This window comes from Pseudomonas protegens CHA0 (assembly GCF_000397205.1).
GTDB classification, from domain to species: Bacteria; Pseudomonadota; Gammaproteobacteria; order Pseudomonadales; family Pseudomonadaceae; genus Aquipseudomonas; species Aquipseudomonas protegens.
Map to the genome: position 1 here is coordinate 3,545,984 of NC_021237.1, position 24,611 is coordinate 3,570,594.

Here is a 24,611-nt window from a genome sequence, read left to right on the forward strand (position 1 = left end):
TGCCAGCATGAGCCGCTCCAGGCCGACCTGTAGCCGCTGCCGAGCCCGCGAAGCTGGGAAAAGGACCGCAGGGCCTTGCCTGGCGGTCTCCAGCAAAACCTTGGGCATGCTCAGGTTTTTCGCCGCCTGCGCCAGCGGCTACATCAGCGGGAAATATCCAGGCGTTCGATCCGCCCCTGGGCGTCCAGGCGGAAGGTATGGCGCAGGGCCTGGGGGCTGCCGGGGAAGTCACCGCACACCCGGCTGTCGAGCAGCACTTTGCCGGTGCGCTGCTGGACCCCGAGGATTTCCAGGCGGCACGCGCCTTTGCCCATCCAGCGGGCGATCTGCTGGGGCCCCACGCAGTGCTCGCGTTCATCGAAGACCTGGGCGCGGTCGGCGAAGATCGACGCCACCACTGCGCTGTCGCCGCTGTTGATGGCCGTGACATAAGCGGCGATGGCCGGGGCCAGGGAAGGGTCTATGGCCGACATGACAAAAGCTCCTTGCTGTTGAATGAGCGGGCCATGCTAAAGCCCCCGCGTGTCATTTCCTGTCAGCAGTGAAACGGCCCTGCTCGTCGCTGTGCATGCGTTTGCGCCAGGCTCGCAGCCAGTCGCTGCGCCGCCCCGGATACCGCTCGCCCTGCTCCTGGGCCGCAGCAATGCGGTCGGTGCGAAAGGTCCGGTAATCCTCGCGCAATTCACACCAGGCCACGATCACCCGGGCCTCGTTGAGAAAGCCCAGGGCCAGGGGCCAGACCCGGCGCTGGCTGGGGTTTTGGTTGACGTCGGCATAGTCGATCAGCAGCTTGGCCTGAAGGCGGATCGCCTGGCGAAACACATTGAGCGACACCGGGTTGTCGGGGAAACCGTAGCCCGCCGGGCCGGGCAACAGGGTCGGATTGCGCAGTGCGTCCTGGGCCGCGGGGGCCAGCACCGCGGCGATCTTGGCCATGGCATCGGCGGCGGCCTTGCTCAGTTCCTCGTCGCCGCGCTGGTCGACGTAGCGCAGGCCCAGCACCACGGCCTCGGTCTCGTCGGCATTGAGCATCAACGGCGGCAGGAACAGCCCGCTGCGCAGCACATACCCTATCCCGGCCTCACCGTAGATCGGCGCGCCCAGGGCGGTCAGCTCGGCGATATCGCGGTACAGGGTGCGCTCGGAAACTTCCAGCTCCGAGGCCAGGGTCGCGGCGGTCACCGGACGGCTTTTGCCCCGCAGCATCTGCAGCAGGGTGAGTAAACGACTGGCTCGCGACACGCAGGTGCACTCCGGAAAAAACACCGGCGCAGATTACCAGAGCCTCCTGACAGTTTCTGTCAGGAGGCTGGGGGTTGGCGGGACGTTGCCAGTCATGGTTCTGCCTGGGTCTTGTAGCCGCTGGCGCAGGCGGCGAAGGCACTGCGTCGCAGGGTTCGGCTGGGGGTGCCAAGCAAGGCCCTGCGGGCCTTTGCACAGCCTCGCTGGGGCTCGGCAGCGGCTACAGGGGCCGCAAGAGCCCCCGGGGCGTCAGTAGGCCATGGTCCAGGTCAGGGTGTAGGTGCGGCCACGGCCCTGGTAGTCGTAGAGGTAGTCGGGGCCGTAAGTCGGCGAGTAGAACAGCTTGGCGCGCTGGCCCCAGACGGTGCTGTACTGCTTGTCCAGCAGGTTCTGGATGCCGCCGCTGAAGGTGCCGAACTCGGTGTCGTGGCTGCCCAGCAGGTCGAAGGTGGTGTAGCCGTCGATGGTGTTGGGCGCATCCACGCTGTGGGTGGCGTCGATCTGCTTGACCGCGTCGTCCTTGAGGGTGAAGGCGTGGTTGCCCTGCAGGCGCACGCTGCTGCTGTCGTCCTTCCAGCCGACGAAGGCGGTGAGTTTCGACAGCGAGGCATAACGGGCGTCGCGCTTGCTCCAGCCGCCGTTCTTGTTCTCCTCCTCGGAGCGCACGGCATGCAGGGTGCCGCCCAGCTCCCAGCCGTTCTGGAAGTGCCGGGTCAGGGCGCTCTCAAAGCCGTAATCGCGGCTTTTCTGGTCCTTGACGTCGATGGTCAAGGTGGCCTGGTCGGTGGTGATCACCTTGTCCGACCAGATGTAGTACAGCGCCGCCTGGGCATCCCAGTCGCTATCGGAGAAGCGCCAGCCGGTCTCCACCTGGCGGCTCTTGATCCCCGCCAGGGGGTTGTCGTCCACGCTCAGGCCCGGCTTGCCGTAGAACTTGGCCGGGTCCGGCAGATCGAAGCCCTCGCCGTAGTTGACCCACAGCTGGTGGCCGTTCTTGAAGTCGTAGATGGTGCCCAGGTTGTAGAGGTTGACCGCATAGTCGTTGCTGCCGCCGGGTACGTTCTTGAACTGGCCCACGTCCACGTCCATCTGCTGGCGCCGGTAGCCGCCGGATACCGTCAGGTTGTCGGTGGCGTGCCAGTCCAGCTGGGCATAGCCGGACAGGCCGTCGACCCGGTAGCTGGGATAGCGCGGCGCCTTGCTCTGGGTCACCAGGTCGAGGCCGCCGCTGCCCGAGGAGATGCCCTGGTCGAAGGTGCTCTGCTGGGCATTGAAACGCTCGCGGTCCAGGTCCACGCCGTAGGTCAGCTTGAACGCCTCGAACTCCTTGGCGAACAGCGCCTTGAGGCTGGTGACTTCGAAATTCTGCTGGGACGCGGCGAAGTACACACCCTTGGAGCCTGCGGGGCTGCCGCTGTTGTAGTAGGGGAACGGGAAGAAGTTGTCGTCTTCCTTGCGGTACGAGGCCTGCAGGTAGAAATCCTGGCCCAGCACGTCGCTGTGGTGGTAGTTGGCGTTGAGCAGCAGGCGCTTGGTACGCGGTTCCAGGTCGGTGGAGTAGCCGCCGCGCAGCTCGGCGTCTTCCAGGTTGGACGGCGCCTTGTACTTGAGGTTGGGGAAGTAGATCCCGGTGCTGCCATGGTTGCCGGAGTCGTAGTACTGGGCCAGCAGGTCCAGGCTCTGCTCTTCGTTGAACTGCAGGGCCAGGCTGCCCATCAGGTCCAGGGTACGGTTGTACTGCAGGTCGGTCTGGGTGTTGTCGATGAAGATCTGCTTGCCGGCACCGTCATAGAACGCCTGGTTCTGCTCCCCCGCCACCGCCAGCCGGCCGCTGATGGCTTCGTTGCCGCCGCTCACCGACTGGGCGATGCGGGTCGTCAGGTCGTCACTGTTGTTGAAGCCGCTGCTGGCCCCCAGCTGGGTCTCGAAGCGCGCCGGGCCCGGTTCGCCTTTCTTGGTGACGATATTGATGATGCCGCCGGTGGCGCCGCCGCCGTAGATGGCGCTGGCCCCGGACAGCACTTCGACCCGCTCGACGTTGAACGGCGAGATGCTGTCGAACTGCCGGGACAGGCCCCGGGAGCTGTTCTGGCTGACCCCGTCGATCATCACCAGCACGTTGCGCCCGCGCATGTTCTGGCCGTAGTTGGTGCGCCCTTCCGGGGCCAGGTCGAGGCCCGGTACCAGCTTGCCGATGGCTTCCTTGAGGCTGACCCCGGTGCTCAACTGCTCGCGCAGCTGGCTCTGCTCCACCACCCACACGGTGCCGGGAATCTCGCTGATGGCGGCGCTGGTGCGTGACGCCACGGTGACCTGGGTCGGCTTGAGGTTGAGGCTGGCAGCCGGCACGCCAGCCCGACGCAGGATCACCGTGTGCCCGTCGCTGAACGACCAGCTCATGCCACTGCCGGCCAGCAGGCTTTGCAGGGCCTGGGCCACCGTGACCTCGCCGTTGAGGGCGGTGGATTGCAGGCCCTCGACATCGCTGGTGGTGTACAGCAGGCGCAGGTCGGCCTGATCGGCGAAGCGGGTCAGCGCCTGGTCCAGGGGCTGGGCCGGCAGGTTCAACGAGACCCGGCGCTCCTGGGCGCTGCCGGCCTGGCTGACCGTGGCGGCCTCCTGGGCCTGGGCCAGGACCGGGCTCAAGGCCCCGGCGAACAGGGCCTGGGCCAGTAATGTGCGGCGCATGATGTGGTGACCGCGCCCCAGTGTCGACAGCTTGAACATTGCTTTCACGTGTTCCTTCCCAGCCGGTTGAAATGACGTCAATGAGAATGATTGTCTTCTCAGTCTCACTACGACGATTTCCCCCAGGGGAACTTGCAGTGCCCAGGCAAAAAAAATTCGACTCAGTGCAGGACCGCCAGCCATGGCAGGTAGGTGACGTGCAGCGGGTAGCGCTGCTGCAGGGCCTTGAGCGAGCCTTGCGGATCATGCAGGTCGAACACACCGCTGATGGCCAGGGCCGCCAACTGACCGTCGGAAATCAGGATGCGCCCGTGCTGGTAGCGCTCCAGTTCACCTATCACCTCACCCAGCGGGCGGCCGTTGAAGATCAGCTTGCCGCGCTGCCAGGCGGTCAGGCTGGCGGCGTCCACGGTCTGCTGGGCCAGCAGCGGCTGGCCGGGCTGGTATTGCAGGCGCTGGTCGGCCTGGAGCAGCACTGGTGCGTGGTCACCGCTGAACTGCACCTGCCCTTCGCGCACCACCACCGTCAGTTGGTGGCCGTCGCGGCGCACGCTGAAGGCACTGGCAGCGCTTTGCAGTTGCTGGGCCTGGGCCTGGACCACGAAGGGCCGCTGCGGGTCGGCCAGCGGTTCGAACAGCGCTTCGCCGCTGCGCAGGATCACCCGGCGCTCATCCGCCGAGTAGGCCACCGACAGCGCACTGGCGCTGTTGAGGGTGACCCGCGAGCCGTCCGCCAGGGTGATGCTCTGTTGCTGGCCGACCCCGGTGTGGTAGTCCGAGGTCAAGGCCGGCCACTGCTGCCAGCCCAGGCCAGCCCCCAGCGCCAGCAGCAGCGAAGCGGCCAGCGCCGGCCAGAAGCGCCGTGGCCGGCGCACCATGACGGGCGGCGCCTGGTGCTGCCGCGCGGTCTCGGTCTGCCCCAGGTCACCCCACAGTTGCTGGGCCTCGGCGGCCGCTGCGGCATGGGCCGGGCTGCGCTGGCGCCATTGCTGGAAGGCCATGCGCTGGGCCGGCGTGGCGTTGCCGGAGTGCAGCAGCACCAGCCAGTCGATGGCGGCGTCTTCGAGGCTTTCGGGGTGGTCGGTCATGGCATCGGCGGCAGGCAAGAAGGAATCATTCATGGTGGACTTTCAGCCAGTCGCGGCAATGGCGCAGGGCCTGGCCGATGTATTTTGCCACCATGCTTTCGGAAACGCCCAGGCGCAATGCGATCTGTGCCTGGGTCAGGCCTTCCAGGCGATTGAGCAGCAAGGCCTGGCGGGCGTTGTCCGAGAGTTGCGCCAGGGCCTCGTCGAGCACCGCCAGGCGCTCCTTGGCCAGCAGCACGGCTTCCGGGGCCGGGGCCGGGTCCACCGCTTCGGTGTGCTCCTGGCCGTCGCTGAGGTTGGCCGCCAGGCGCTGCTCGCGGCGCAGGGTGTCGATGGCCAGGTTGCCGGCCACACGGAAAATGAAACCGCGATCGTTGTGCACCTCCACCGTCTGCGGATCGACCTTGAGCAACTTGAGGTAGGTCTCCTGGGCCACGTCCGCCGCCCGTTGGCGATCGCTCATGCGCCGGGTGAGAAACTTCAGCAGGTCGTCGTAATGCTCTTGAAAGCTGCGCAGCAGGCTGGGGGTCGGCAGCATCGGGGGGCGGTCCGCAGATCGGGGAGGCGGATTATTCCATAAAGGCAAATGAGAAACAGTATCTTTCGTATCCTTTCCAACTTGGCTTTTTCCGCCTGTTTGCCCTTCTGGCTGCGGCGCCTTTCTGGCATCCTGCGCCTCCTTTTTTCTGACCGGGTGCGCACGTCTTGTCCATGACATGGCGTTGCGGCCCAAGTCCCGTCCACTTTCCGACGTGTGCCCCCGTAGTTTTCACACGTCACTGGCAGGCCTTTTCCCATGACCGCACCCGACCGCTCCCCTCCCCGCTACAAGTCAGACCTGATCTACGGCCTCAACGACCGTCCGCATTTCAGCGCGGCGATCTTCGCCGCCCTGCAGCATGTGCTGGCCAGTTTCGTCGGCATCATCAGCCCGACCCTGATCTTCGGCGGGGTCCTGGGGCTGGAAAGCGAGCTGCCGTACCTGATCAGCATGGCGCTGTTCGTCTCCGGCCTGGGCACCTTCGTCCAGGCCCGGCGCCTGGGGCCCATCGGTTCCGGCCTGCTGTGCGTGCAAGGCACCAGCTTTTCCTTTATCAGCGTGCTGCTCAGTGCCGGCTTCATGGTCAAGGGCCGGGGCGGCGACACCAACGAAATCCTCTCCACCATCTTCGGCATCTGCTTTGTCGCAGCCTTTATCGAGATGTTCCTCAGCCAGTTCATCGGCAAGTTGCGCAAGCTGATCACCCCGGTGGTGACCGGCACCATCATCACCCTGATGGGCCTGTCGCTGATCAAGGTGGCGGTCACCGACATGGCCGGCGGCTACGGTGCCAGTGACCTGGGCGCGGCGAGCAACCTGGGGCTGGCGGCGCTGGTGCTGCTGACCATCGTGGTGCTCAACCGCTTCAACCACCCGATGCTGCGCCTGGGCTCGATCGTCATCGGCCTGACCCTGGGCTTCGTGGTGGCCTGGATGCTCGGCCGGGTGGACATGGCGGCCATGCCCGAGGTGCCCCTGGTGAGCGTGCCGGTGCCGTTCAAGTACGGCTTCTCCTTCGACCTGATCGCCTTCATCCCCCTGGCGGTGATCTTCCTGATTTCCCCCCTGGAAGCAGCCGGCGACCTGACCGCCAACTCGATGATTTCCCAGCAGCCGGTCAAGGGCCCGCTGTACATCAAGCGCATCAAGTCCGGGCTGCTGGCGGACGGTTTCAACTCGGCGGTGGCTGCGGTGTTCAACAGCCTGCCGATGGTCACCTTTGCCCAGAACAACGGGGTCATCCAACTGACCGGCGTGGCCAGCCGCTACGTGGCCTACTTCATTGCCGGGCTGCTGGTGCTGCTGGGCCTGTTCCCGGTGATCGGCGCGGTGCTGCAACTGATGCCCAAGCCGGTGCTGGGCGGCGCCACCCTGATCATGTTCGGTACCGTGGCCGTGGCCGGGATCAAGATCCTCGCCGAAGCCGGGCTGCACCGGCGCAACGTGCTGATCGTGGCCATTTCCCTGGGCATGGGCCTGGGCGTGGCGGCGGTGCCGGAAGTGCTGCGCGAGCTGCCCAAGGCGCTGCACAACATCTTCGAGTCGCCGATTACCGTGGGCGCCTTCTGCGCGATCTTCCTGAACATCTTCCTGCCGGAGGAATTCCTTGAGCTGGAAGAAGACGAGTTCGATCCGGAAGCGGCGACCCTCAAGGTCATGCAAGACCCGGACATGAGCGGCAAAGCGAACTCCTGAGGCTCGCAGGCGTCTATGCTGCGAGCGCTGGTGATGGGCCCTCGGCCGTGGAAGGCTGGCCGGGGGTTTGCCAGGCAAGGCCCTGCGGGCCTTGTCGTAGCCTCGCAGGCTCGGCAGCGGCTACAAGGTGCTGGCCAGCCATTCATTTCCATTGCCGACAGGTATTCCATGCGTAGATTGATCGCCTTGACCCTGGTACTGCTCAGCCTGAGCGCTTGTGCGCTGTTGCCCAATCGCGATCCACTGGCGATCAATGTGGTGGGCATCGAGCCACTGCCGAGCCAGGATCTGGAAATGCGTTTCGCGGTGAAACTGCGTCTGCAGAACCCCAACGAAAGCCCCATCGACTACAACGGCGTGGCCCTGGACCTGGAAGTCAACGGCCGCCCCCTGGCCTCCGGGGTCAGCGACCAGCAGGGGCATATCGGCCGCTACTCGGAAGACATCCTGGTGATCCCGGTCAGCGTCTCGGCCTTCTCGGTGCTGCGCCAGACCCTGGGCCTGAGCCAGACCCAAAGCCTGGACAACCTGCCCTACGTGCTGCGCGGCAAGCTTGCCGGCGGGCTGTTCGGCACCCAGCGCTTCATCGATCGCGGGCAGCTCAGCCTGAGCAACCCCGGCGCCTGGTAACTAGAACACCGACCAGCCGATACGCTGGCTGAGCAGTTCCAGGGCCGCCATGCCCACCAGCGAGTTGCCGGCGCTGTTGAGCTCCGGCGACCAGACGCAGACCGTGAACTGCCCCGGCACCACCGCCACAATTCCCCCGCCCACCCCACTCTTGCCCGGCAGGCCGACCCGATAGGCGAAGTTGCCGGCCTCGTCGTACAGGCCGCTGGTGGCCATGATCGAGTTGACCTGCTGGGTCTGGCGCCGGGTGAGAATCTGCTCCCCGCTGTGCTTGCAGAAGCCGTCGTTGGCCAGGAAACAGAAGGCCCGGGCCAGATCCACGCAGCTCATGCGCAAGGCGCAGTGGCTGAAGTAACTGCGCAGCACCGCCTCCACATCATTGTGAAAGTTGCCGAAGGACTGCATCAGGTAGGCCATGGCCGCGTTGCGGGCGCGGTGCTGGTACTCCGACTCGGCCACCCGACCGTCCACCATCACCTGCAGGTTGCCCGACAGGCGCCGGACAAAGTCGCGCATGGACAAGGCCGGCGCGGCAAAGCGCGACTGGTTGATGTCGCAGATCACCAGGGCCCCGGCATTGATGAAGGGGTTGCGCGGCCGGCCACGCTCGAATTCCAGTTGCACCAGGGAATTGAACGGCTGCCCCGAGGGCTCGTGGCCCAGGCGCTCCCAGATCGCCTCGCCGGAATGACCGATGGCCTGCACCAGGCTGAAGACCTTGGAAATGCTCTGCACCGAGAACGGCGTATCGGCGTCACCGGCGCTGAACACCTGGCCGTCGTTGCCATACACGGCAATGCCCAACTGATTGGCCGGCACATCCGCCAGGGCCGGAATGTAATTGGCCACCTGGCCTTGGCCGATCAGGGGGCGGACTTCATCGAGAATCTGGTTCAACAGGTCTTGCATGTTCTGGCTCATTACCGATACGACTGCGGGGCTATGGCAGCTAGACGCACGCCAGGGCCGGCGCAGCACAGTCCACCGGCAAATGCCCCCCCCCTGTAGGAGCTGGCTTGCCAGCGAAGGCGGTGCAAGGGTTTCTGAAGATGTCACCCAAGCCGTGGCGAATTCTCCAGCAGGGTCCGGGTGTAGATGTGCTCGGGCCGGTCCAGCACGGCGTCCACTGCGCCCTGCTCCACCACCCGTCCCTGCTTGAGCACCAGCACCCGGTCGGCAATGGCCCGTACCACGCCCAGGTCATGGGTGACGAACAGCAGGGTCATGCCTTCGTCTTGCAACTGGCGCAGGAGCGCGAGGATCGAGGCCTGTACCGAGACGTCCAGGGCCGAGGTGACTTCATCGCAGATCAGCAGCTTGGGTTCGCACACCAGGGCCCGGGCAATCGCCACCCGCTGTCGTTCGCCCCCGGACAGGCTGTGGGGATAGTGGTCCGCCAGGGCCGGCGACAGCGACACCCGTTGCAGCACCGCATGGACCCGAGCCCTGGCCTCGGCCCCCTGGATGCCGAAAAAGTGCTCCAGGGGTGCGCTCAGGGTCTGGTACAGGGTGTGCCGCGGGTTCAGCGCCCGATAGGGGTTCTGGAAAATGTACTGGATCTGGTGCCGCAGCCCTTTGCTCCGCTGCCGGGCCGACAGGCTCAGAGGCTGGCCGGCATACCGCACCCGGCCTTCGGCGTGCTCGCCAAGCCCGGCCAGGGCCCGGGCCAGGCTGGTCTTGCCGGAGCCGGACTCACCCACCAGCGCCAGGCACTCCCCCGCCACCACTTGCAGGCTGACGTCGAACAGCACCTGGCGGTCATAGGCCAGGTTCAGGCCCTGCACCTCCAGCAGCGGCCGTCGTTCGCTGCCGGACACAGCCGCTTGCACCGCCACCACGGGCGGCATGGGCAACGCCTGCCGATAAGGGTCGATACAGGCCACCTGGACATCAGCTGCAAGCCCTTGCAGCAACGGCTCGCCCGCTGTGCATTGGGCACCCTGGCGCGGGCACCGGGGCGCGAAAGCACACCCCGCCGGCCGCTGCCCCGGCGCCGGGGCCTGCCCAGGTATCGCCAGCAGGGGCCGGCGCTGGCCGACATCGGGAATCGCCGCCAGCAGGCCCCGGGTATAGGGGTGGGCCGGCTGGCGAAACAGCGCCTCGCGGGAGGCGCTTTCGACGATCCGCCCGGCGTACATCACCAGCACCCGGTCCACCAGGTCCTTGATCACGGCCAGGTCGTGGGACACATAGATCGCCGCCACACCCAGGCTTTTGCACAGGTGGCGCAAGGTGCCGAGGATGTGCGCCTGGGTGGTCACATCCAGGGCCGTGGTGGGCTCATCGAGCACGATCAGCCGGGGCCGCAGGACAAAGGCCAGGGCCAGCATCACCCGCTGCTGCTGGCCGCCGGACAGCTGATGGGGAAAGCGCCGCAGGAACTCGCGATCCGCCGGCAAGCCCACATCCTTGAGGGTGTCGCGTATCCGCTGCTGCCGCCCGTGGCGGTCCAGGTGCGATGGATGCACCGCCAGGGTTTCCTCCAGCAGGTCGGCAATGCGCAGCGCCGGGTTCAGGGCGGTGGCCGGGTCCTGGGCCACATAGCCGATCAGGCCGCCCCGGGCCCGGCGCAGGTTCTGCGCCGAGAGGTCCAGCAACGACTGCCCGGCCACCTCGACCCGCCCTTCGACAATCCGCGCGCCCCGCCGGGCATGGGCCAGCAGGGCCGTGGCCAGGGTGGTCTTGCCCGAGCCCGACTCCCCCACCAGGCCAAGAATTTCCCCCGCGGCCAGGCTGAAGCCGACTCCGGACAACACCTCCACGCCACCCGCCAGCTCCACCCGCAATCCCTCAACCTGCAGCACCCGGGCCTCTCGGGTCACTTCCACCACGGCGTTCATGGGCCTTTCTCCCCGATCCGCGCCTGACTGCGGCCGATGCCCTCGGCGAGGATGTTGGTGCCGTAGGCGAACACCCCGATCAGCAGCGCCGGGGCCAGCACCGCCCAGGGCTGGACCAGCAGCCCGGCCTGGTTCTCGTTGATCATCAGCCCCCAGTCGGCGGCCGGCGGCGCCACCCCATAGCCGAGGAAGCTCAGCCCCGACAGCATGCCCACGCCCCAGGTCAGCATGTTGCCGAAGTGCACCAGCAGCGGCGTGAGGATGTTCGGCAGGATTTCCCCAGAGAGGATCCGCCAGCGCGAATAGCCCATCATCTGCGCGGCCTCGACGAACTCCTGCCCCGCCACCGCCACCGCGCTGCCCCGGGCCAGGCGCACCACCCCGGGGGTGAAGGCGATGGCCACGGTGAGCACGATCAACCAGGGCGCGCGCCCCAGCATCGAAACGATCAGCAGCACCAGGATCAGGTCGGGAAAGGCCAGGGAAACATCCGCCAGCCAACTGATCAACGTGTCCAGCCGGCGCCGCGAAAGGCCGGCCAGCAACCCCAGGGCGCTGCCCACCAGCAGGGCGATGGAGGCCGCCGCGAGGGACATCCACAACACCGACAGGCCCCCGCTGAGCAACCGCGAAAGCACGTCGTGGCCAAGAAAGTCATGGCCGAGCCAGGCGCCGGCAGCGGGCGTGCCGTACACCGGGCCCAGCATGTCGGTGCTGCCATGGGGCGCCAGCCAGGGCCCGAACAGCGCCAGCAGGACCACCAGCAAGGTGATGAATGCGCCCTTGCGGGTTTGCGGTTCGCCCAGCCACAGGCGCCAGCGGGAAATGCGTATGTCGTTCATGGATAGGTTCTCATGCCGCAGGTTCAGGGAGCCTTGGGCGCCGAGCGGCGCCACCAGGGCTGGAGGCCTCGTCGGTTGCGGCGGATCAGGCCGGCCCGCCGCGCCGTACGCAACTTGGGGGTCAGCAGCACCGTGGCCAGGTCTGCCAACAGGTTGATCAGCACCACCCCCAGGGTGATCACCAGCACGATGGCCTGGATCATCGGCAGATCGCGCATCTGGATCGCCGAGTTGAGGGCGGTGCCGATCCCCGGATAGCTGAACACCACTTCCGCCAGCAAGGCCCCGCCGATCAGGGTGCGCAGGGTCAGGGCCAGCCCCTGCACCGCCGGCACCAGGGCATTGGCCAGGGTGTGGCGCCAGACGATGCGCCACTCAGGGATGCCCCGCAGCCTCGCGGCGATCACATAGTCCGATTCCAGGGCCTCGATCATTGCCGCGCGCACCATGCGCGTCAGGTAGGGCAAGGCCGATAGGCTCAAGGCCAGCACCGGCAGTACCAGGAATTGCAGCTGGCGCCACAGTGCCAGCTGGGGGTCGAGGATCGACACCGCCGGCAGCAGGTCCATGTGGGGCATGGAAAACAGCAGCACCAGGCCAATGGCCAGGAGAAAGCCCGGGGTAGCCTTGAGGAAGATCAGCAACGACAGGCTCCAGCGGTCCAGGCGGCTGTCACGACGCAGGGCCAGGGTCACCCCCAGCAGCAGCGCCGCGGGCACCACCAGCGCGATGACCCCGGCCAGCAACGCCAGGGTGTAGCCCAGGCGCGCGAAGAGGACGTCGGCCACAGGCGCGCTGGAATCCAGGGACTGCCCCAGATCGCCTTCCAGGGTCTGGCCCAGCCAGTGCAGGTACTGCTCCAGCAGTGGCCGGTCCAGCCCCAGTTGCCGTTGCAGGGTGAGGATGCTTTCCAGGGGCGCGTCGGGGCCAAGGATCACCCGCGCCGGGTCCGAGGGCAGCGCCTGGGTGGCGATGAACACCACCAGGCTGATGACCCAGGCCGTGAGCAGGCCGTAGCCCAGGCGGCCGACGAACCAGGACAGCCAGGCCGGGGTACGGGGCGTGTTGCGGCAGGTGTCAGGCATGGTTCAACCACATTTCGTCAAAGCGCCAGGAGGCGAAGGTCGTCTGTTCCGGCACCAGCCCGCCAACCCGCACCGAGGCCGCGTCCAGCACATCGTTGAAGCCCCAGATCAGCAGCCCGCCGCGCTGGTGCTGGATGGCCTGGGCTTCGTGCACCCATTGCCGGCGCAGTTGCAGATCGGGCTGGGCCAGGGCCTGCTGGTACAGCTGGGTGAATCGCGGGTCGTGAAAGTTGCTGCGGTTGTAGATGGCCTGGGGGGCGTCGTTGTGCAGCGCCGAGGCAAGAAAGCCCCGGGCCGGCGTGGCCCCGGGCGACAGCAGCCACTGTTCGCGCTGGGGGCCGTTGAACACCGAAGCGTCAACCTGGGTCACCTTGACCTCGACCCCGGCCCTCTTCGCCTGCTGGGCGAACACCAGCGCCGCGTTCACCCCCGGGCCTGGGGTGGTGGTCAGCTCCACCCGCAGGTCGCTGTGCCCGGCCTGACGCAACAGCGAACGGGCCTGTTCCAGGTCATGGGGCCGCTGGGCAATGCCGTGGTTGTAGGTGGGGTCGTGGGGCGAATACAGGTCATTGGCGACTCGGCCGAAACCATTGAGCCCACGGTCCACCAGCTCCTGGCGGTCGGCCAGCAGGCGGAACGCCTGGCGCACCCGCACATCCTGGAACGGCGCCTTGGCCAGATTGAGGTTGAAGCCGGTGAAAGAAGTACTCGGCGAGGCGTAGAAGCGCAGCCGCGGATCGGCCTTGAGCAGCGCGCTGTGCTCGGCCTGTACGCCGCTGGCCACGTCGATCTGCCCGGCCCGCAGCGCCGCCGCCCGCGACACCTGGTCCTTGAACTCGATGATTTCCAGTTCGTCGGCGTAGGGCTGGCCGGGCTTGTAGTAGTTCTCGAAACGGCTGTACAGCGAGCGCTGGCCGGGAATGAAGCGCTTGAGCCGGTAGGGGCCGGCGCCCACCGGGTTGGTCTGCGGGTGGTAGTCGGTGGGCACTATGGCACCGAAGCTGATCAGGGTTTCGTCCAGGGGAAAGAAGCTCTGGCCCTGTTTGAAGCGGATTTCGATGGTGCGCTGATCGAGCTTGCGCAGAGCCTGGCGATCGATGGCCCCCACCAGCCCGGCAAAGGGCGAAGCCAGTTGCGGGTCGGTCAGGCGCAGGATGGAAAACAGCATGTCGTCGGCGCCGATGCTCTTGCCGTGGTGGAACTCCAGCCCCGGCTTGATGCGGATGGTCCAGACGCTGGCGTCGGCATTGGGCTCGGCGAACTCCGCCAGGGCCAGCCGGGTGCTGACGTCCGGGTTCCATTCCCAGAACTTGCTGTACAGCGCCCAGCCGCGAATGATCCCGCCGCCCACCGGTTTGTGGGCGTCGAGATTGCCGGACTGGTCGCCATCGATGATCCCCACCCGCAGGCGCCCGCCGCGCACCGGGGTGCCGGGCAGCAGCGGCGCGGCACCGGGCGCCGCACCGTTGTCACAGCCGCTGAGCAGGCTGCTGCCCAGCAACAGGCCGCCACCGGCGGCCAGGGAATGGCCGAGGAATACCCGGCGGGAAAATGCCTCGCTCATGGCTCGCTCCTCAGGCCTGCTCGGTGGCCTTGGCCGGTTGCCTGGCCGCCAGCGTGGCGCCCAGGCGCGGCACCTCGAAACCGTGATCCAGCTCCAGCAGCGGGAACAGCAGGTCGGCCACCCGGTGGGCTTCGTCGATCAGCGGAAAGCCCGAAAGGATGAAGGCCGAGGTGCCCTGCTCTTCGTATTCACGAATGCGCTCGGCCACTTGCCGCGCGCTGCCCACCAGGTAGGTGCCGGCGGCGGGCCCGAGAATGTTGAAGCCGAACAGGCTCGGGCCGAGCCAGACATTGGGGTAGATCTCCAGGTCCCGGGCCTTGGGCAGGCGGCCGGCGCGGATCGCCTCGACATTGCGCTGGATCTGCGGGTCGTCGCTGTGGAAGCTGTCCAGGGTTTCCCCCGGCGGCAACTGGCGTTCGATGGAAGCCCGGGCGGTCTGCAGCGAGGTGCGCTGCAGCAGTTTCTCGGCGTGGGCCCAGGCCTCCTCCTCGGTTTCCCGGACGATGATCTGCAGGCGCGTACCGAAGCTCAGCTCACGGCCGATCTTCGCCGCCTCGGCGGCCACCTTGCGGAATTTCTCGCCGAGTTTCGGCGGCGTGTCGGCAAAGCTCAGGTACACATCCAGCAACTGCACCGAATGGGCCACTCCCGGGCCGGAGGTGCCGGCGCCCCACAGCGGGATGCCGGGGCGTTGCCTCGGCGCGTGCCAGCCGCCCAGGGGATGGCCGGCCGCGGCCGGCGAGCGCGGCGCCAGCTTGACGTAGCGGCCGTCGTAGCCGTCGGTGTCCCCGGCATAGAAGCCCTGGAACGCCCGCCAGTACTCCAGGCTGAAGTCATAGCGCTCATCGTGGGGATAGTGCACCCCCAGGGTGGCCAGCCCGGCGTCACTGCCGTTGACCACGTTGAACAGCAGGCGGCCGTTGGAGAACTGATCGAAGGTCAGCGCCCATTTGGCCAGCACCGCCGGCGACAACTCCCCCGGGTGCTGTGCCACCAGAAAGCGCAAGCGCTGGGTGGCATCGATCAGCGCCGCCGAGACCGCCAGGCTTTCATTGGGGCTCGAACCCAGCAGCGAACCGTAGTAGCCCAGGCGATCGCTGGCCACCGCCAGTTGCTTGAGGTGCTGGAAATCGGTGTTCCAGCGCCCTTCCGGCTCCCAGGGATAGGGGCCGTCGGGGGTGGTGAGGTACCAGAGAATCTTGACTGCCATGTAGCTGTTCCTTGAATGATTGAAGCCTGTACAGCCATCGCTGCCCCGCCCACCGCCCACCCCCACCGCGTAGGAGCCGGCTTGCCGGCGAAGAGGCCCTCAAGCCTTGTATCGCCCTTGCGGGCGCTTTCGCTGGCAAGCCAGCTCCTACAGCAGGCAGGCATACCCCGCAGCTCCTGCAGGGGGGCGAGCCACGCCATTGCGCGGGGTCATCGGCGGTCGATGGCGGGCACCAGGCCCAGTTCCGTGGCGCGCTCGTACAGGCCGCTCATCTTCCATTGCTGGGTCAGTACGCCTGGGCCATAAGGGCGGGAGCCACCCAGGGCGTCGGCCAGCAGTTGCAGTTGCGCGCCCTCTTCCAGCAACAGGATGAATTCCGCCGTGGCCCGCAGGCCCTGCTTGCCCCATACCGTGGAGCCGCCGTTGGCTTCGAGAATCGCCAGGTTGAAGGGGTTCTGGGCAATGCTGTCGAGGATGAAGTCCACCTCGGGCTGGCGCCGGTCGATGTACACCGGCAGCTCCCGGGCCAGCTGGTAGCGCTGCACCGGCACATAGTGGAACGGCAGCGTGCGGTGGGTCTGGGCCCAGGCTCCCAGGTACGGCGAATGCACGTGGGACACGGTGGTGATGTCGGAGTGTTGCTGGAACAGCTTGGTGTAGCGACCGAGGCCGCCCTTGCCCTGGCCCAGGATCACCTTGCCGGCAAAGTCGGTGACCGTGGCCTGCAACGGTTTGCGGTAGTTCCACGGGCCGCCGTAGTTCACCGAGACCAGCAGTTCCTGGCCCGGTACCCGCTCGATGAAGCCCACGGTGCCGTTGGCGGTGATGGTCTGGGTTTCGCGGAACACGGTGAACGCCTGTTCGGCCTCCAGCTGCACCTGATCGATGAAGGCCTGCAGTTCCTGGGTAATGGGTTGTTCGTTGATCAATACGGTCATGGCAATTCTCCGGGTTCAGGCGCGGCGCTGGGCCAGCAGTTCATGGGCGGCGTGCAAGGGACGTCGGTCGACCCAGTCGGCAATGGCGAAATCCCGTTCGAGGAAGCCATGGCGATAGAGGAAGTTTTTCTGGATATCGAGGAACTCCAGGCGCTGGGGCGACAGGTCGGGAGCCAGGGTGGTGTGGAAGTCGCCGCGGTAGGCCTCATTCACACCGGCACTGCCGGCCCGGGTTTCCTCTTCCAGGATGGCGTTCAGGGCCGGCCGGTTGTGGGCCGCCCAGTCGGCGGCGCGCAGGGTCTGGGCGAGAAAGCGCACCACCAGGTCGAAGTGATTGTCCAAGAGGCTCTGGTGCACGGTGATCGGCCGTGGCGTGCCGTTGTTGATGCGGTAGCGCGGCTCGGCGACCAGGTCCAGGTCGATGCCCACCACCAGCCCCAGGCGCCGCGCGGCATCGGCGGCGGCAGCCCCCTTGACGTAGACCGCGTCCACCTCGCCGCGCACCAGGTAGTCCAGGCCGGACCACAGGCGCTGCAAACCTTCCTGGGGCGTCGCCGCACGCTCCTGGTCCTGCAGCGCCACTTCCACCAGCTCGACATCGTCGAAACCCAGGCCCGCCAGGCTCAGGGCGCCTTTGTAGCCGTGCAGGCTCATGGCCCGGGCGATGCTGCCCGGGCGGTTTTCGCCCCAGGCCGGCAGCGCCAGGCGCTTGCCCTTGAGGTGCTCGGGGCGGCTGATGCCGGAATCCGGGCGCACCAGCAAGGTTTGCCATTCCTCGATCCAGGTCAGGCCGATCAGCCGGCTGGGGGAACCGGCGGCGCGGGCAGCCAGGGCCGGCACGTTGCCGCCCTCGCGAAACAGCCCGGGCAACTGATGATCGTAATGGTGATGGCCCAGTTGCCGGGCTTCCTGCAGGGTCGCGACCGGCAGGCCGTCGGCGGCAAACTCCTCGCTGAGCCAGCCCAGCTTGTAGGCGATCCCGGAAGCCGTGGGCACCGGGCAGCGGGTGAACCAGATCTGCTCCAGTTCAGGCTGGGCAGCGGACGTGGGCAATGTGGCGGCAAGCGTCATGAACGAGTTCCTGTGCAATGGCTGTTGCCAGGGCTATTGCAGCGCCCGTGCCAACCGGGCAAAGCCCCGGATTACGGGGCCTGGGCCGCTGCCCGCGAAACCGGCACCTCGCCGACTGCTGCCCGACCAGCAGCATTGCGCAGCGACTGCTGCTGTCGGAGCAACGGGCCGACGAGCATTGCTGCTGGAGCAGCAGCAGGCGTTTTAGCACCCATTGCGCACCCGCCCGCCAGCCGTGTCGCACAAGGCCTGCAACGGATTTTCAGCACACTGAAAAGGCCCTGGCGCAGAACTTGCTCAAGCCTCCTCAAACCCAGCCCTTTTTCGTAGGAGCTGGCTTGCCGGCGAAGGCGTCGCCAAGACCGGCGCCAGGCTCAAGGGCCCCTTCGCCGGCAAGCCGGCTCCTACGGATCAGGCCGATACACACGCCCCTGTAGAAGCTGGCTTGCCAGCGAAGGCATTGCCAAGACCGGCGCCAGGCTCAAGGGCCCTTTCGCCGGCAAGCCGGCTCCTACGGATCAGGTCGATACACACGCCCCTGGGGGCAGATTTCTTCAGATAGAGGTACCAGCATGAGTAGCGTTCAAGCCCTTCCTGTCACTCCGGTCCGTGTCCTGGGCAGCGAGGCCGAAGCCATCGCCGTGGCCCGGGAAATCGCCACGGAAATCGCCGCCATCGCCGCCGACAGCCAGGCCAACGGCCAGTTGCCGCGGCGCCAGGCGCAGTTGCTGTCCGACAGCGGCCTGACCGCCATCGGTGTGCCCAAGGCCTTCGGTGGCCTGGGGGCCTCGGTGGCCACCATCGTCGAGACGGTGCGCCTGATCTCGGTGGCCGATGGCGGTGTGGGCCAGTTGCTGCAGATCCACAACGTGATGCTGCGGGGCATCTTCAACGGTTACCCGGATGCCGTGCGCGACCGCGTGGTCAGCGACGTGCTGGCCGGCAAGCGCCTGGGCAATGCCCTGGCGGAGATCGGCGGCAAGAACAAGTTCGCCCTCAAGACCCGTATCGAGCGCCGCGCCGACGGCAAGCTGATCCTTAACGGCAGCAAGTTCTACTCCACCGGTTCCTACCTGGCCGAATGGATTTCCCTGACCGCCGCCAGCGAAGAAGGCGGCGCCGGGGTGCTGCTCAACCGCAACGCTCCGGGCCTGACCCTGGTGGACGACTGGCATGCCTTCGGCCAGCAGAATTCGGTCAGCGGCACGGTGCTGTTCGACAACATCGAACTGGACGAAGACTTTGTCTCGCCGCGCAAGGGCCCGATGAAACGCACCGGCCTGACCTTCCCGCAGATCCTCCATGCGGCCATCGACACCGGGATCGCCGCCGGAGCCCTGGGGGCCGCGGTGGACTACCTCAAGCAGCACGCCCGGCCCTGGGTGGAAAGCGGCGTCGACCACGCCAGCGAAGAGCCGCACATCATCAAGCAGATCGGTGAATACGCCGTGGCCCTGCGTGCTGCCGAATCCTTGCTGCGCGATGCCGCGCGGGTGTTCGACGAACACGAGCAGGACCCGGACAACAAGGAACTGCAGGATCAGTTGATCCTGTCCGTGGCCACCGCCCGGGCCCATTCCGACAGCGCCTCGCTGAAGATCTCCAGCGACATCTTCTCGCTGTTGGGGGCCAGTTCCTCCCTGAGCAAATGGAACCTCGACCGCTTCTGGCGCAATGCCCGGGTGCACACCACCCACGACCCGATCCGCTGGCGCCTGCACCACGTGGGCAACTACTACCTCAACTGCGTCGACCCGGGCGAATACACCGCGATCCTCAACGCCAAGGAGCAACAGGGCGCGACCCGCCCCGCGCCATAACCCCAACCACCGCCATCCCTCGTAGGAGCTGGCTTGCCAGCGAAAGCGTCCTCAAGACCGACACAAGGCTCGGGGGCCTCTTCGCCGGCAAGCCGGCTCCTACCAATAACCATGGCATCACGCACACCGTAGGAGCTGGCTCGCCAGCGAAGGCGTCCTCAAGACCGACACAAGGCTCGAGGGCCTCTTCGCCGGCAAGCCGGCTCCTACGGGGGGTGGCCGATTTTTTGAACGAGCCCTGCATGATCGAAAAACACCCTCTTTTGCGCGCGCTGGCGATCTACCGGGAAGTGCCCTGGCGCTTCACCCTGGTGGCGCTGCTCTATGTCGCCGTCAACCTCGGGCTGGTCTGGCAGCAGTGGCTGATCGGCCATGCGGTCAACGATGTCAGCAGCGGGCAGGCGGTAAAGCACCTGGCCGACGGCAGCCTGGATGCCAGCCTGGGCTGGTACTGGCTGTGGCTGCTGCTGGCGGTGGCCCTGGGCCGCGGCCTGTTGCAGTACGCCGCCACGGTGTTGTCCCTGGTGCTCAGCCAGGAACTGCTGACCCGCCTGCGCGAGCGCATCCTGCAGCAGGTCCAGGGCCTGCACCTGGGCTACCACTGGCAGCACGGCATGGGTGAAATGATCACCCGCACCACCCGTGATGCAGACAAGGTCCGCGATGCCCTGATCAGCTTCTGGCGCCAGGTGGTGGAAACGCCCCTGGTGGTGCTGGCCACGGTCGGCCTGCTGGCCTGGTACAGCCCCTGGCTGGCGGTGGTGCCGCTGCTGCTCACCGCCTGCGGACTGTGGATCTTCGTGCGCCAGACCGAGCACCTGGTGAGCCTCGACCGCGCAGTGGGCGCTGCCTACGACCGGGTCAACCAGGACCTCAGCGAGGGCATCGGCGGGGTGCGGGTGATCAAGTCCTTCGCCCTGGAGCACAGCCGCATCCAGGGTTTTGCCGCCCAGGTCGGGCTGTTCGCCGAGCACGCGCGACGGGCCCTGGCCTATTCCAGTTCGCGTATCCCCCTGCCCCAGGCCGTGGTCGCCCTCAGCCACGTGTGGATCCTGGTCTACGGCGCTCATCAGGTGGCGGCCAGGCAGCTGGGGATCGGCGAGCTGGTCAGCGCCCTGCTGATCGTGACCACCCTGGTGTTTCGCATCGAAGGCATCGGCCGGGTGATGCAGACCTTTGCCGATGCCCGCTCCAGTGCCGAGCGTATCTGGCAGTTGCTGGACGAGCCGCTGCACATCCGCAGTGGCAACGCCCGGCTGCCCCAGGCGCCCCTGGGGTTGCGCCTGGAGGGGGTCAGCGTCAGCGCCCCCGGCGGTGGCCGGAAGATTCTCGATGACTGCTCCCTGAGCCTTGAGCCCGGCGAGGTGGTGGCCCTGGTGGGCGCCACCGGCACCGGCAAGAGCCTGTTGGCCAGCCTCCTGCCGCGCCTCACCGAGGCCGGTGCCGGCCGGGTGCTGCTGGGCTCGGAACTCAGCGGCTGGCAGGACGTGCGCGACCTGGACCTGCAACAGCTGCGGCGCCGGGTGCATGTGGTGCCCCAGGAAAGCTTCCTGTTTTCCGACACCCTGGCGGCCAACCTGCGCCTCACGGCCCCCGACGCCAGCCACCGGCAGCTGCGCCAGGGCCTGGCCCTGGCAGCCGCCGAAGACGTACTGGAACGCTTGCCCCAAGGGCTGGACAGCCGCCTCGGCGATCGCGGGGTCACCCTCTCCGGTGGCCAGCGCCAGCGCCTGAGCCTGGCCCGGGCGCTGCTGGGGGAGCCGGACATTCTCTGCCTCGACGACGCCACCAGCGCCCTGGACGCCATCAGCGAACGCCAGGTGCTGGACAACATCCGCCAGTTGCGCCGAGACCAGGGCCGGGCCACCACCTTGCTGGTGATCTCCAGCAAGCTCTCGACCATTCTCCTGGCGGACCGGGTGTTGCTGCTGCAGGACGGGCGAATCCGCGCCAGCGGCCGCCACGCCGAGCTGCTCAAGACCAACGCCCACTACCGCGACCTGCTGGGAGTCGACCATGGCTAATCCAATCGCCGGCAAGGCCCTGAGCGATATCGAAATCGAGGAAATGCTTGCCCGCCAGGCCCTGGACCGCAGCATGCTGTCGCGCCTGCTGCCCCTGCTGCGGCCGATCCGCGGCCCGATCCTGACGGTGATCGGGATCGAGTTGCTGCTGGTGTTCACGGTGTTCCTGCGGCCCTGGTTCGTGCGCGAACTGCTGGACCGCGGGCTGGTCCCGGACCAGGGTCACTGGCTGCTGGACGAGTCCCTGGTGCTGTGGCTGGGCCTGGGGCTGGCGGCCAGCTGGCTGGGGCGCTTCGTCCTGGCCGGGCTGTCGCAGTTCGTCGCCGGCAGCGCGGCGATCCGGGTGCTCAACGACCTGCGGGTCAAGGTCTTTGCCCATATCCAGGCCCTGAGCGTCAGCTACTTCGACCAGACCCGCGCCGGGCGCATCATTTCCCGCGCCGACCGCGACGTCGACAGCCTGGAACCGCTGCTGATCCAGGGTCCGCCGGAGCTGCTGGGGGCCCTGCTGCGCTGCGGCCTGGCGGCGCTGATGCTGTGGCGCATCGACCCGCGCTTCTTCCTCAGCCTGGCGGCCACGGTGCCGCTGCTGGCGCTGGCGACCTGGGGCTTCAAGCGCATCTCCCAGCGCAACTGGGCCAGAGTCGCGGAGAACCGCAGCCGCTTCACCGCGCACCTGGTGGAAAGCGTCAGCGGCGCGCGCATGCTCCAGCAATGCGGGCAGCAGGAACCCAACCTGCAGCGCTATCGCGGCCTGCTGGATGACTTCAACCAGGCGCTGATCCGCGGCAGCCTGCGCTCCAGCTGGTTCGCCCCATTCACCGCGCTGCTCAGCACCGCCGGCATGGCCGCGCTGCTGCTGGTGGGCGGCTATGGGCTGGCCGATAACCAGATCAGCGTTGGCCAGATGGCGGAAAGCCTGTTCTACGTGTTTCTGTTTCTGGGCCCGTTGCAGGAACTCTCTGACCTGTTCGAACGCTACGCCACCGGCTCGGCCTCGGCGCAGCGGATCTTTCTGCTGCTGGACACCCGGCCCCAGGTCCTCGACCCGGCCCAGCCCCAGCGCATGCAGCGGGCCCGGGGCGAGGTCGGTTTCGAACAGGTGCGGTTCGCCTACGACCCCAGGAGCAAAAGCGCGGTGATCCAGAACCTGGATCTGCAGATCAAGGCCGGCGAAGTGCTGGCGATTGTCGGCCCCTCGGGCCATGGCAAAAGCACCCTGGTGCAGTTGCTGACCCGTTTCTACGACGTTCAGGGCGGCGCCGTGACGCTCGACGGCGTGGACATCCGGCACCTGGCCCAGCACGACCTGCGCCGGGCCGTGGGCGTGGTGCTGCAGGACAATGTGCTGTTCAGCGGCACTATCCTCGACAACCTGCGCCTGGCAGCCCCCGGCGCCGATGATGCAACGCTGATTGCCGCGGCCCGGGAGCTGGGGGCCGACGAGGTGCTGGAACGCCTGCCCCACCAGTACCACAGCGAGGTCGGCCCCCTGGGTGGACACCTGAGCCATGGCCAGCGGCAACTGGTGTGCCTGGTACGGGCCTACCTGGCCAACCCGGCGGTGCTGGTACTGGACGAAGCCACCTCGGCGGTGGACATCCACACCGAGCGGCGCATCCAGCGTGCCCTGCGCCGGCTGTGCCAGGGGCGTACGGCGATCATCATCGCCCACCGCCTGGCGACCATCCGCGACGCCGACCGGATCGCGGTGATCCGCCACGGCCAACTGGTGGAACAGGGACCGCATCAGCAGTTGATCCGGCAGAACGGCGCCTATGCGGCGTTGTACCAGGCCTATCTGCGTAGCGCCGACCAACCCGGCGGCGCAAGCCCCGCGGCCCCTTTCGCCGGCAAGCCGGCTCCTACACAAGCACCGCCGGTATCGCGCCAGCTGTAGGCGCTGGCTTGCCAGCGAAGGCGCCCGCAAGGACAGCACAAGGCTCAAGGGCCTGTTCGCCGGCAAGGAGGCGCTGGGTTGTTGCGCGCTCAGCAGCGGTTGCTGCCGGGGTGCTGCTACAGCAGCACCAGGGCCCTGCGCTAGGCCGGCTGAAGCCCCCGAACCCCCGCCATGGCGGGCTGCGACGGCCATGGCATGGCCGTTGCAATTACCCCCTGACAGGCGTCTTCGCACCCGCGCGGCGCAACGGGTTACTGAATCAGGAGCACCCATGAGCACTGAATTTTTCTGGCGCCTGCCGCTGGGCACCGACGGCCCGCAGTTGAGCACCGACAAGCACAATCGCGGCAACCCCCACCCCCGTGCCGGGCATATCGCCCCCGGGCGCCTGGCCAACGGCGAGCCCGACGGTTTCACCTACATCGACTACATCGCCCAGGTGGCCAAGGCCGCCGAGCTGGCGGGCTTCGAAGGCGCCCTGCTGCCTACCGGCCCCGAGCCCTGGGTGGTGGCCGCGGCCCTGGCCCGGGAAACCCGGCGCATCCGCTTTCTGATCGCCTTCCAGGCCACCTGGACCCTGCCGGCCTACGCCGCCCAACAGGCGGCGATCCTGCAGAACCTCAGCCACGGCCGCCTGGACTGGAACATCATCACCGGCGGCAACCCGGTCAGCCAGCGAGCCAATGGCGATTACCTGGACCACGACCGGCGCTACCAGCGCACCGGCGAGTTCCTCGACATCATCCAGGGCCTGTGGCAGAACGAACGCTTCTCCTATGACGGCGATATCTACCAACTGGAGAACGGCGCCCTGCCCCCGGGCCTGCAGCAGGAGCGCAAGCCGGGGGTGTATTTTTCCGGTTTCTCCGATGCGGCCCTGGACGTGGCGGCGCGGCACGCCGACGTCTACCTCAACTGGGCCGAGCCCATCGACCAGCTCAAGCCCCACATCGAGCGAGTTCGCGAGCTGGCGGACAAACAGGGGCGCACGGTGCGCTTCGGCCTGCGGGTCGATCTGTTCGCCCGGGAAACCGAAGAGCAGGCCTGGGCCGACCTGCGCCGCCAGTTCGACAAGCTCGAAGGCAAGGGCAGCCTGATCGCCAAGAACTTCACCAGCGGCTCGGATTCGGTGGGCGCTGCGCGGCAGACCGCCTACCACCAGAACGTCGACCGCTTCGACGACCTGATCCTCGGCCCCAACCTCTGGGCCGGCTTCGCCAAGGCCAAGCCGGGGCCCACCGTGGGCCTGGTGGGCAGCCACCAGAACGTTGCCGAGCGCCTGGCGGAGTACCGCGATGCTGGCTTCTCCACCTTCATCCTGGCGGGCAACCCGCACCTGGAAGAAGCCCTGCGCATCGGCCAGGAAGTCCTGCCCCTGGTGCACCAACGCCCCGTCGCCCAGGCGACGCCGCTACAGGCCCGCGCCTGAGCCT

The 24,611-nt window shown here is 67.3% G+C and carries 18 protein-coding genes and 1 pseudogene; 6 read left to right on the forward strand and 13 right to left on the reverse strand.

Annotation, left to right across the window (positions count from 1 at the left end):
• Positions 1-143: 143 nt before the first annotated feature.
• The 5 genes and pseudogenes from PFLCHA0_RS15895 to PFLCHA0_RS15915 all read right to left on the reverse strand — a co-directional run.
• Positions 144-473: a nuclear transport factor 2 family protein gene (locus tag PFLCHA0_RS15895; protein WP_015635715.1), complete on the reverse strand. Its 330-nt coding sequence runs from the start codon at positions 471-473 to the stop codon at positions 144-146.
• A 52-nt stretch (positions 474-525) separates the two neighbouring features.
• Positions 526-1,242 (reverse strand): helix-turn-helix transcriptional regulator, encoded by a 717-nt coding sequence (locus tag PFLCHA0_RS15900; protein ID WP_015635716.1) that lies wholly within the window; start codon positions 1,240-1,242, stop codon positions 526-528.
• A gap of 249 nt (positions 1,243-1,491) precedes the next feature.
• Positions 1,492-3,969: a TonB-dependent receptor gene (locus PFLCHA0_RS15905; RefSeq protein ID WP_015635717.1), complete on the reverse strand. Its 2,478-nt coding sequence runs from the start codon at positions 3,967-3,969 to the stop codon at positions 1,492-1,494.
• Between the two features lie 122 nt (positions 3,970-4,091).
• Positions 4,092-5,051: a FecR family protein gene (locus tag PFLCHA0_RS15910; RefSeq protein ID WP_041118335.1), complete on the reverse strand. Its 960-nt coding sequence runs from the start codon at positions 5,049-5,051 to the stop codon at positions 4,092-4,094.
• 7 nt (positions 5,052-5,058) lie between these two features.
• Positions 5,059-5,556 (reverse strand): annotated as a pseudogene (locus tag PFLCHA0_RS15915) (RNA polymerase sigma factor); the annotation flags it as partial.
• A gap of 258 nt (positions 5,557-5,814) precedes the next feature.
• Between PFLCHA0_RS15915 and PFLCHA0_RS15920 the strand changes: the two are divergent.
• Together PFLCHA0_RS15920 and PFLCHA0_RS15925 are read left to right on the forward strand one after the other, a co-directional pair.
• Positions 5,815-7,254, forward strand: a complete 1,440-nt coding sequence (locus tag PFLCHA0_RS15920) for a nucleobase:cation symporter-2 family protein (protein WP_011061444.1) — start codon at positions 5,815-5,817, stop codon at positions 7,252-7,254.
• Positions 7,255-7,422: 168 nt separating this feature from the next.
• A complete protein-coding gene (locus PFLCHA0_RS15925) occupies positions 7,423-7,884 on the forward strand; it encodes an LEA/WHy family protein (RefSeq protein WP_011061445.1) in 462 nt (153 codons plus the stop codon).
• On the opposite strand, the gene glsB is transcribed toward PFLCHA0_RS15925, so the two are convergent.
• The 8 genes from glsB to PFLCHA0_RS15965 all read right to left on the reverse strand — a co-directional run bounded on the left by glsB (position 7,885) and on the right by PFLCHA0_RS15965 (position 17,434).
• The gene (gene glsB / locus PFLCHA0_RS15930) at positions 7,885-8,793 is read right to left on the reverse strand and encodes a glutaminase B (protein ID WP_011061446.1); all 909 of its coding nucleotides are present in this window, start codon (positions 8,791-8,793) and stop codon (positions 7,885-7,887) included.
• A 143-nt stretch (positions 8,794-8,936) separates the two neighbouring features.
• The gene (locus PFLCHA0_RS15935) at positions 8,937-10,724 is read right to left on the reverse strand and encodes a dipeptide ABC transporter ATP-binding protein (RefSeq protein ID WP_015635721.1); all 1,788 of its coding nucleotides are present in this window, start codon (positions 10,722-10,724) and stop codon (positions 8,937-8,939) included.
• Positions 10,721-11,566, reverse strand: coding sequence for an ABC transporter permease (locus tag PFLCHA0_RS15940; RefSeq protein ID WP_015635722.1), 846 nt, complete (start codon positions 11,564-11,566; stop codon positions 10,721-10,723). The genes PFLCHA0_RS15935 and PFLCHA0_RS15940 overlap by 4 nt, the downstream gene beginning before the upstream one ends.
• 23 nt (positions 11,567-11,589) lie before the next feature.
• Positions 11,590-12,651 (reverse strand): ABC transporter permease, encoded by a 1,062-nt coding sequence (locus PFLCHA0_RS15945; RefSeq protein ID WP_015635723.1) that lies wholly within the window; start codon positions 12,649-12,651, stop codon positions 11,590-11,592.
• A complete protein-coding gene (locus tag PFLCHA0_RS15950) occupies positions 12,644-14,215 on the reverse strand; it encodes an ABC transporter substrate-binding protein (RefSeq protein ID WP_015635724.1) in 1,572 nt (523 codons plus the stop codon). The genes PFLCHA0_RS15945 and PFLCHA0_RS15950 overlap by 8 nt, the downstream gene beginning before the upstream one ends.
• A gap of 10 nt (positions 14,216-14,225) precedes the next feature.
• The gene (locus PFLCHA0_RS15955; RefSeq protein WP_011061451.1) at positions 14,226-15,425 is read right to left on the reverse strand and encodes an LLM class flavin-dependent oxidoreductase; all 1,200 of its coding nucleotides are present in this window, start codon (positions 15,423-15,425) and stop codon (positions 14,226-14,228) included.
• Positions 15,426-15,634: 209 nt separating this feature from the next.
• Positions 15,635-16,363, reverse strand: coding sequence for a class II aldolase/adducin family protein (locus PFLCHA0_RS15960; protein ID WP_015635725.1), 729 nt, complete (start codon positions 16,361-16,363; stop codon positions 15,635-15,637).
• A gap of 15 nt (positions 16,364-16,378) precedes the next feature.
• On the reverse strand, positions 16,379-17,434 hold the full coding sequence (locus PFLCHA0_RS15965; RefSeq protein ID WP_015635726.1) for an ABC transporter substrate-binding protein: 1,056 nt from the start codon (positions 17,432-17,434) through the stop codon (positions 16,379-16,381).
• A 572-nt stretch (positions 17,435-18,006) separates the two neighbouring features.
• On the opposite strand from PFLCHA0_RS15965, the gene PFLCHA0_RS15970 reads away from it, so the two are divergent.
• From PFLCHA0_RS15970 to PFLCHA0_RS15985, 4 genes are all read left to right on the forward strand, one after another.
• On the forward strand, positions 18,007-19,254 hold the full coding sequence (locus PFLCHA0_RS15970; protein WP_015635728.1) for an acyl-CoA dehydrogenase family protein: 1,248 nt from the start codon (positions 18,007-18,009) through the stop codon (positions 19,252-19,254).
• Between the two features lie 242 nt (positions 19,255-19,496).
• Positions 19,497-21,278 carry an ABC transporter ATP-binding protein gene (locus PFLCHA0_RS15975; protein ID WP_015635729.1) on the forward strand — a complete coding sequence of 594 codons (1,782 nt, stop codon included), beginning with the start codon at positions 19,497-19,499 and terminating at the stop codon, positions 21,276-21,278.
• Positions 21,271-23,178 carry an ABC transporter ATP-binding protein gene (locus tag PFLCHA0_RS15980; RefSeq protein ID WP_015635730.1) on the forward strand — a complete coding sequence of 636 codons (1,908 nt, stop codon included), beginning with the start codon at positions 21,271-21,273 and terminating at the stop codon, positions 23,176-23,178. Before PFLCHA0_RS15975 ends, PFLCHA0_RS15980 begins: the two co-directional genes overlap by 8 nt.
• Positions 23,179-23,449: 271 nt before the next feature.
• Positions 23,450-24,607: an LLM class flavin-dependent oxidoreductase gene (locus PFLCHA0_RS15985; protein WP_015635731.1), complete on the forward strand. Its 1,158-nt coding sequence runs from the start codon at positions 23,450-23,452 to the stop codon at positions 24,605-24,607.
• Positions 24,608-24,611: the final 4 nt, after the last annotated feature.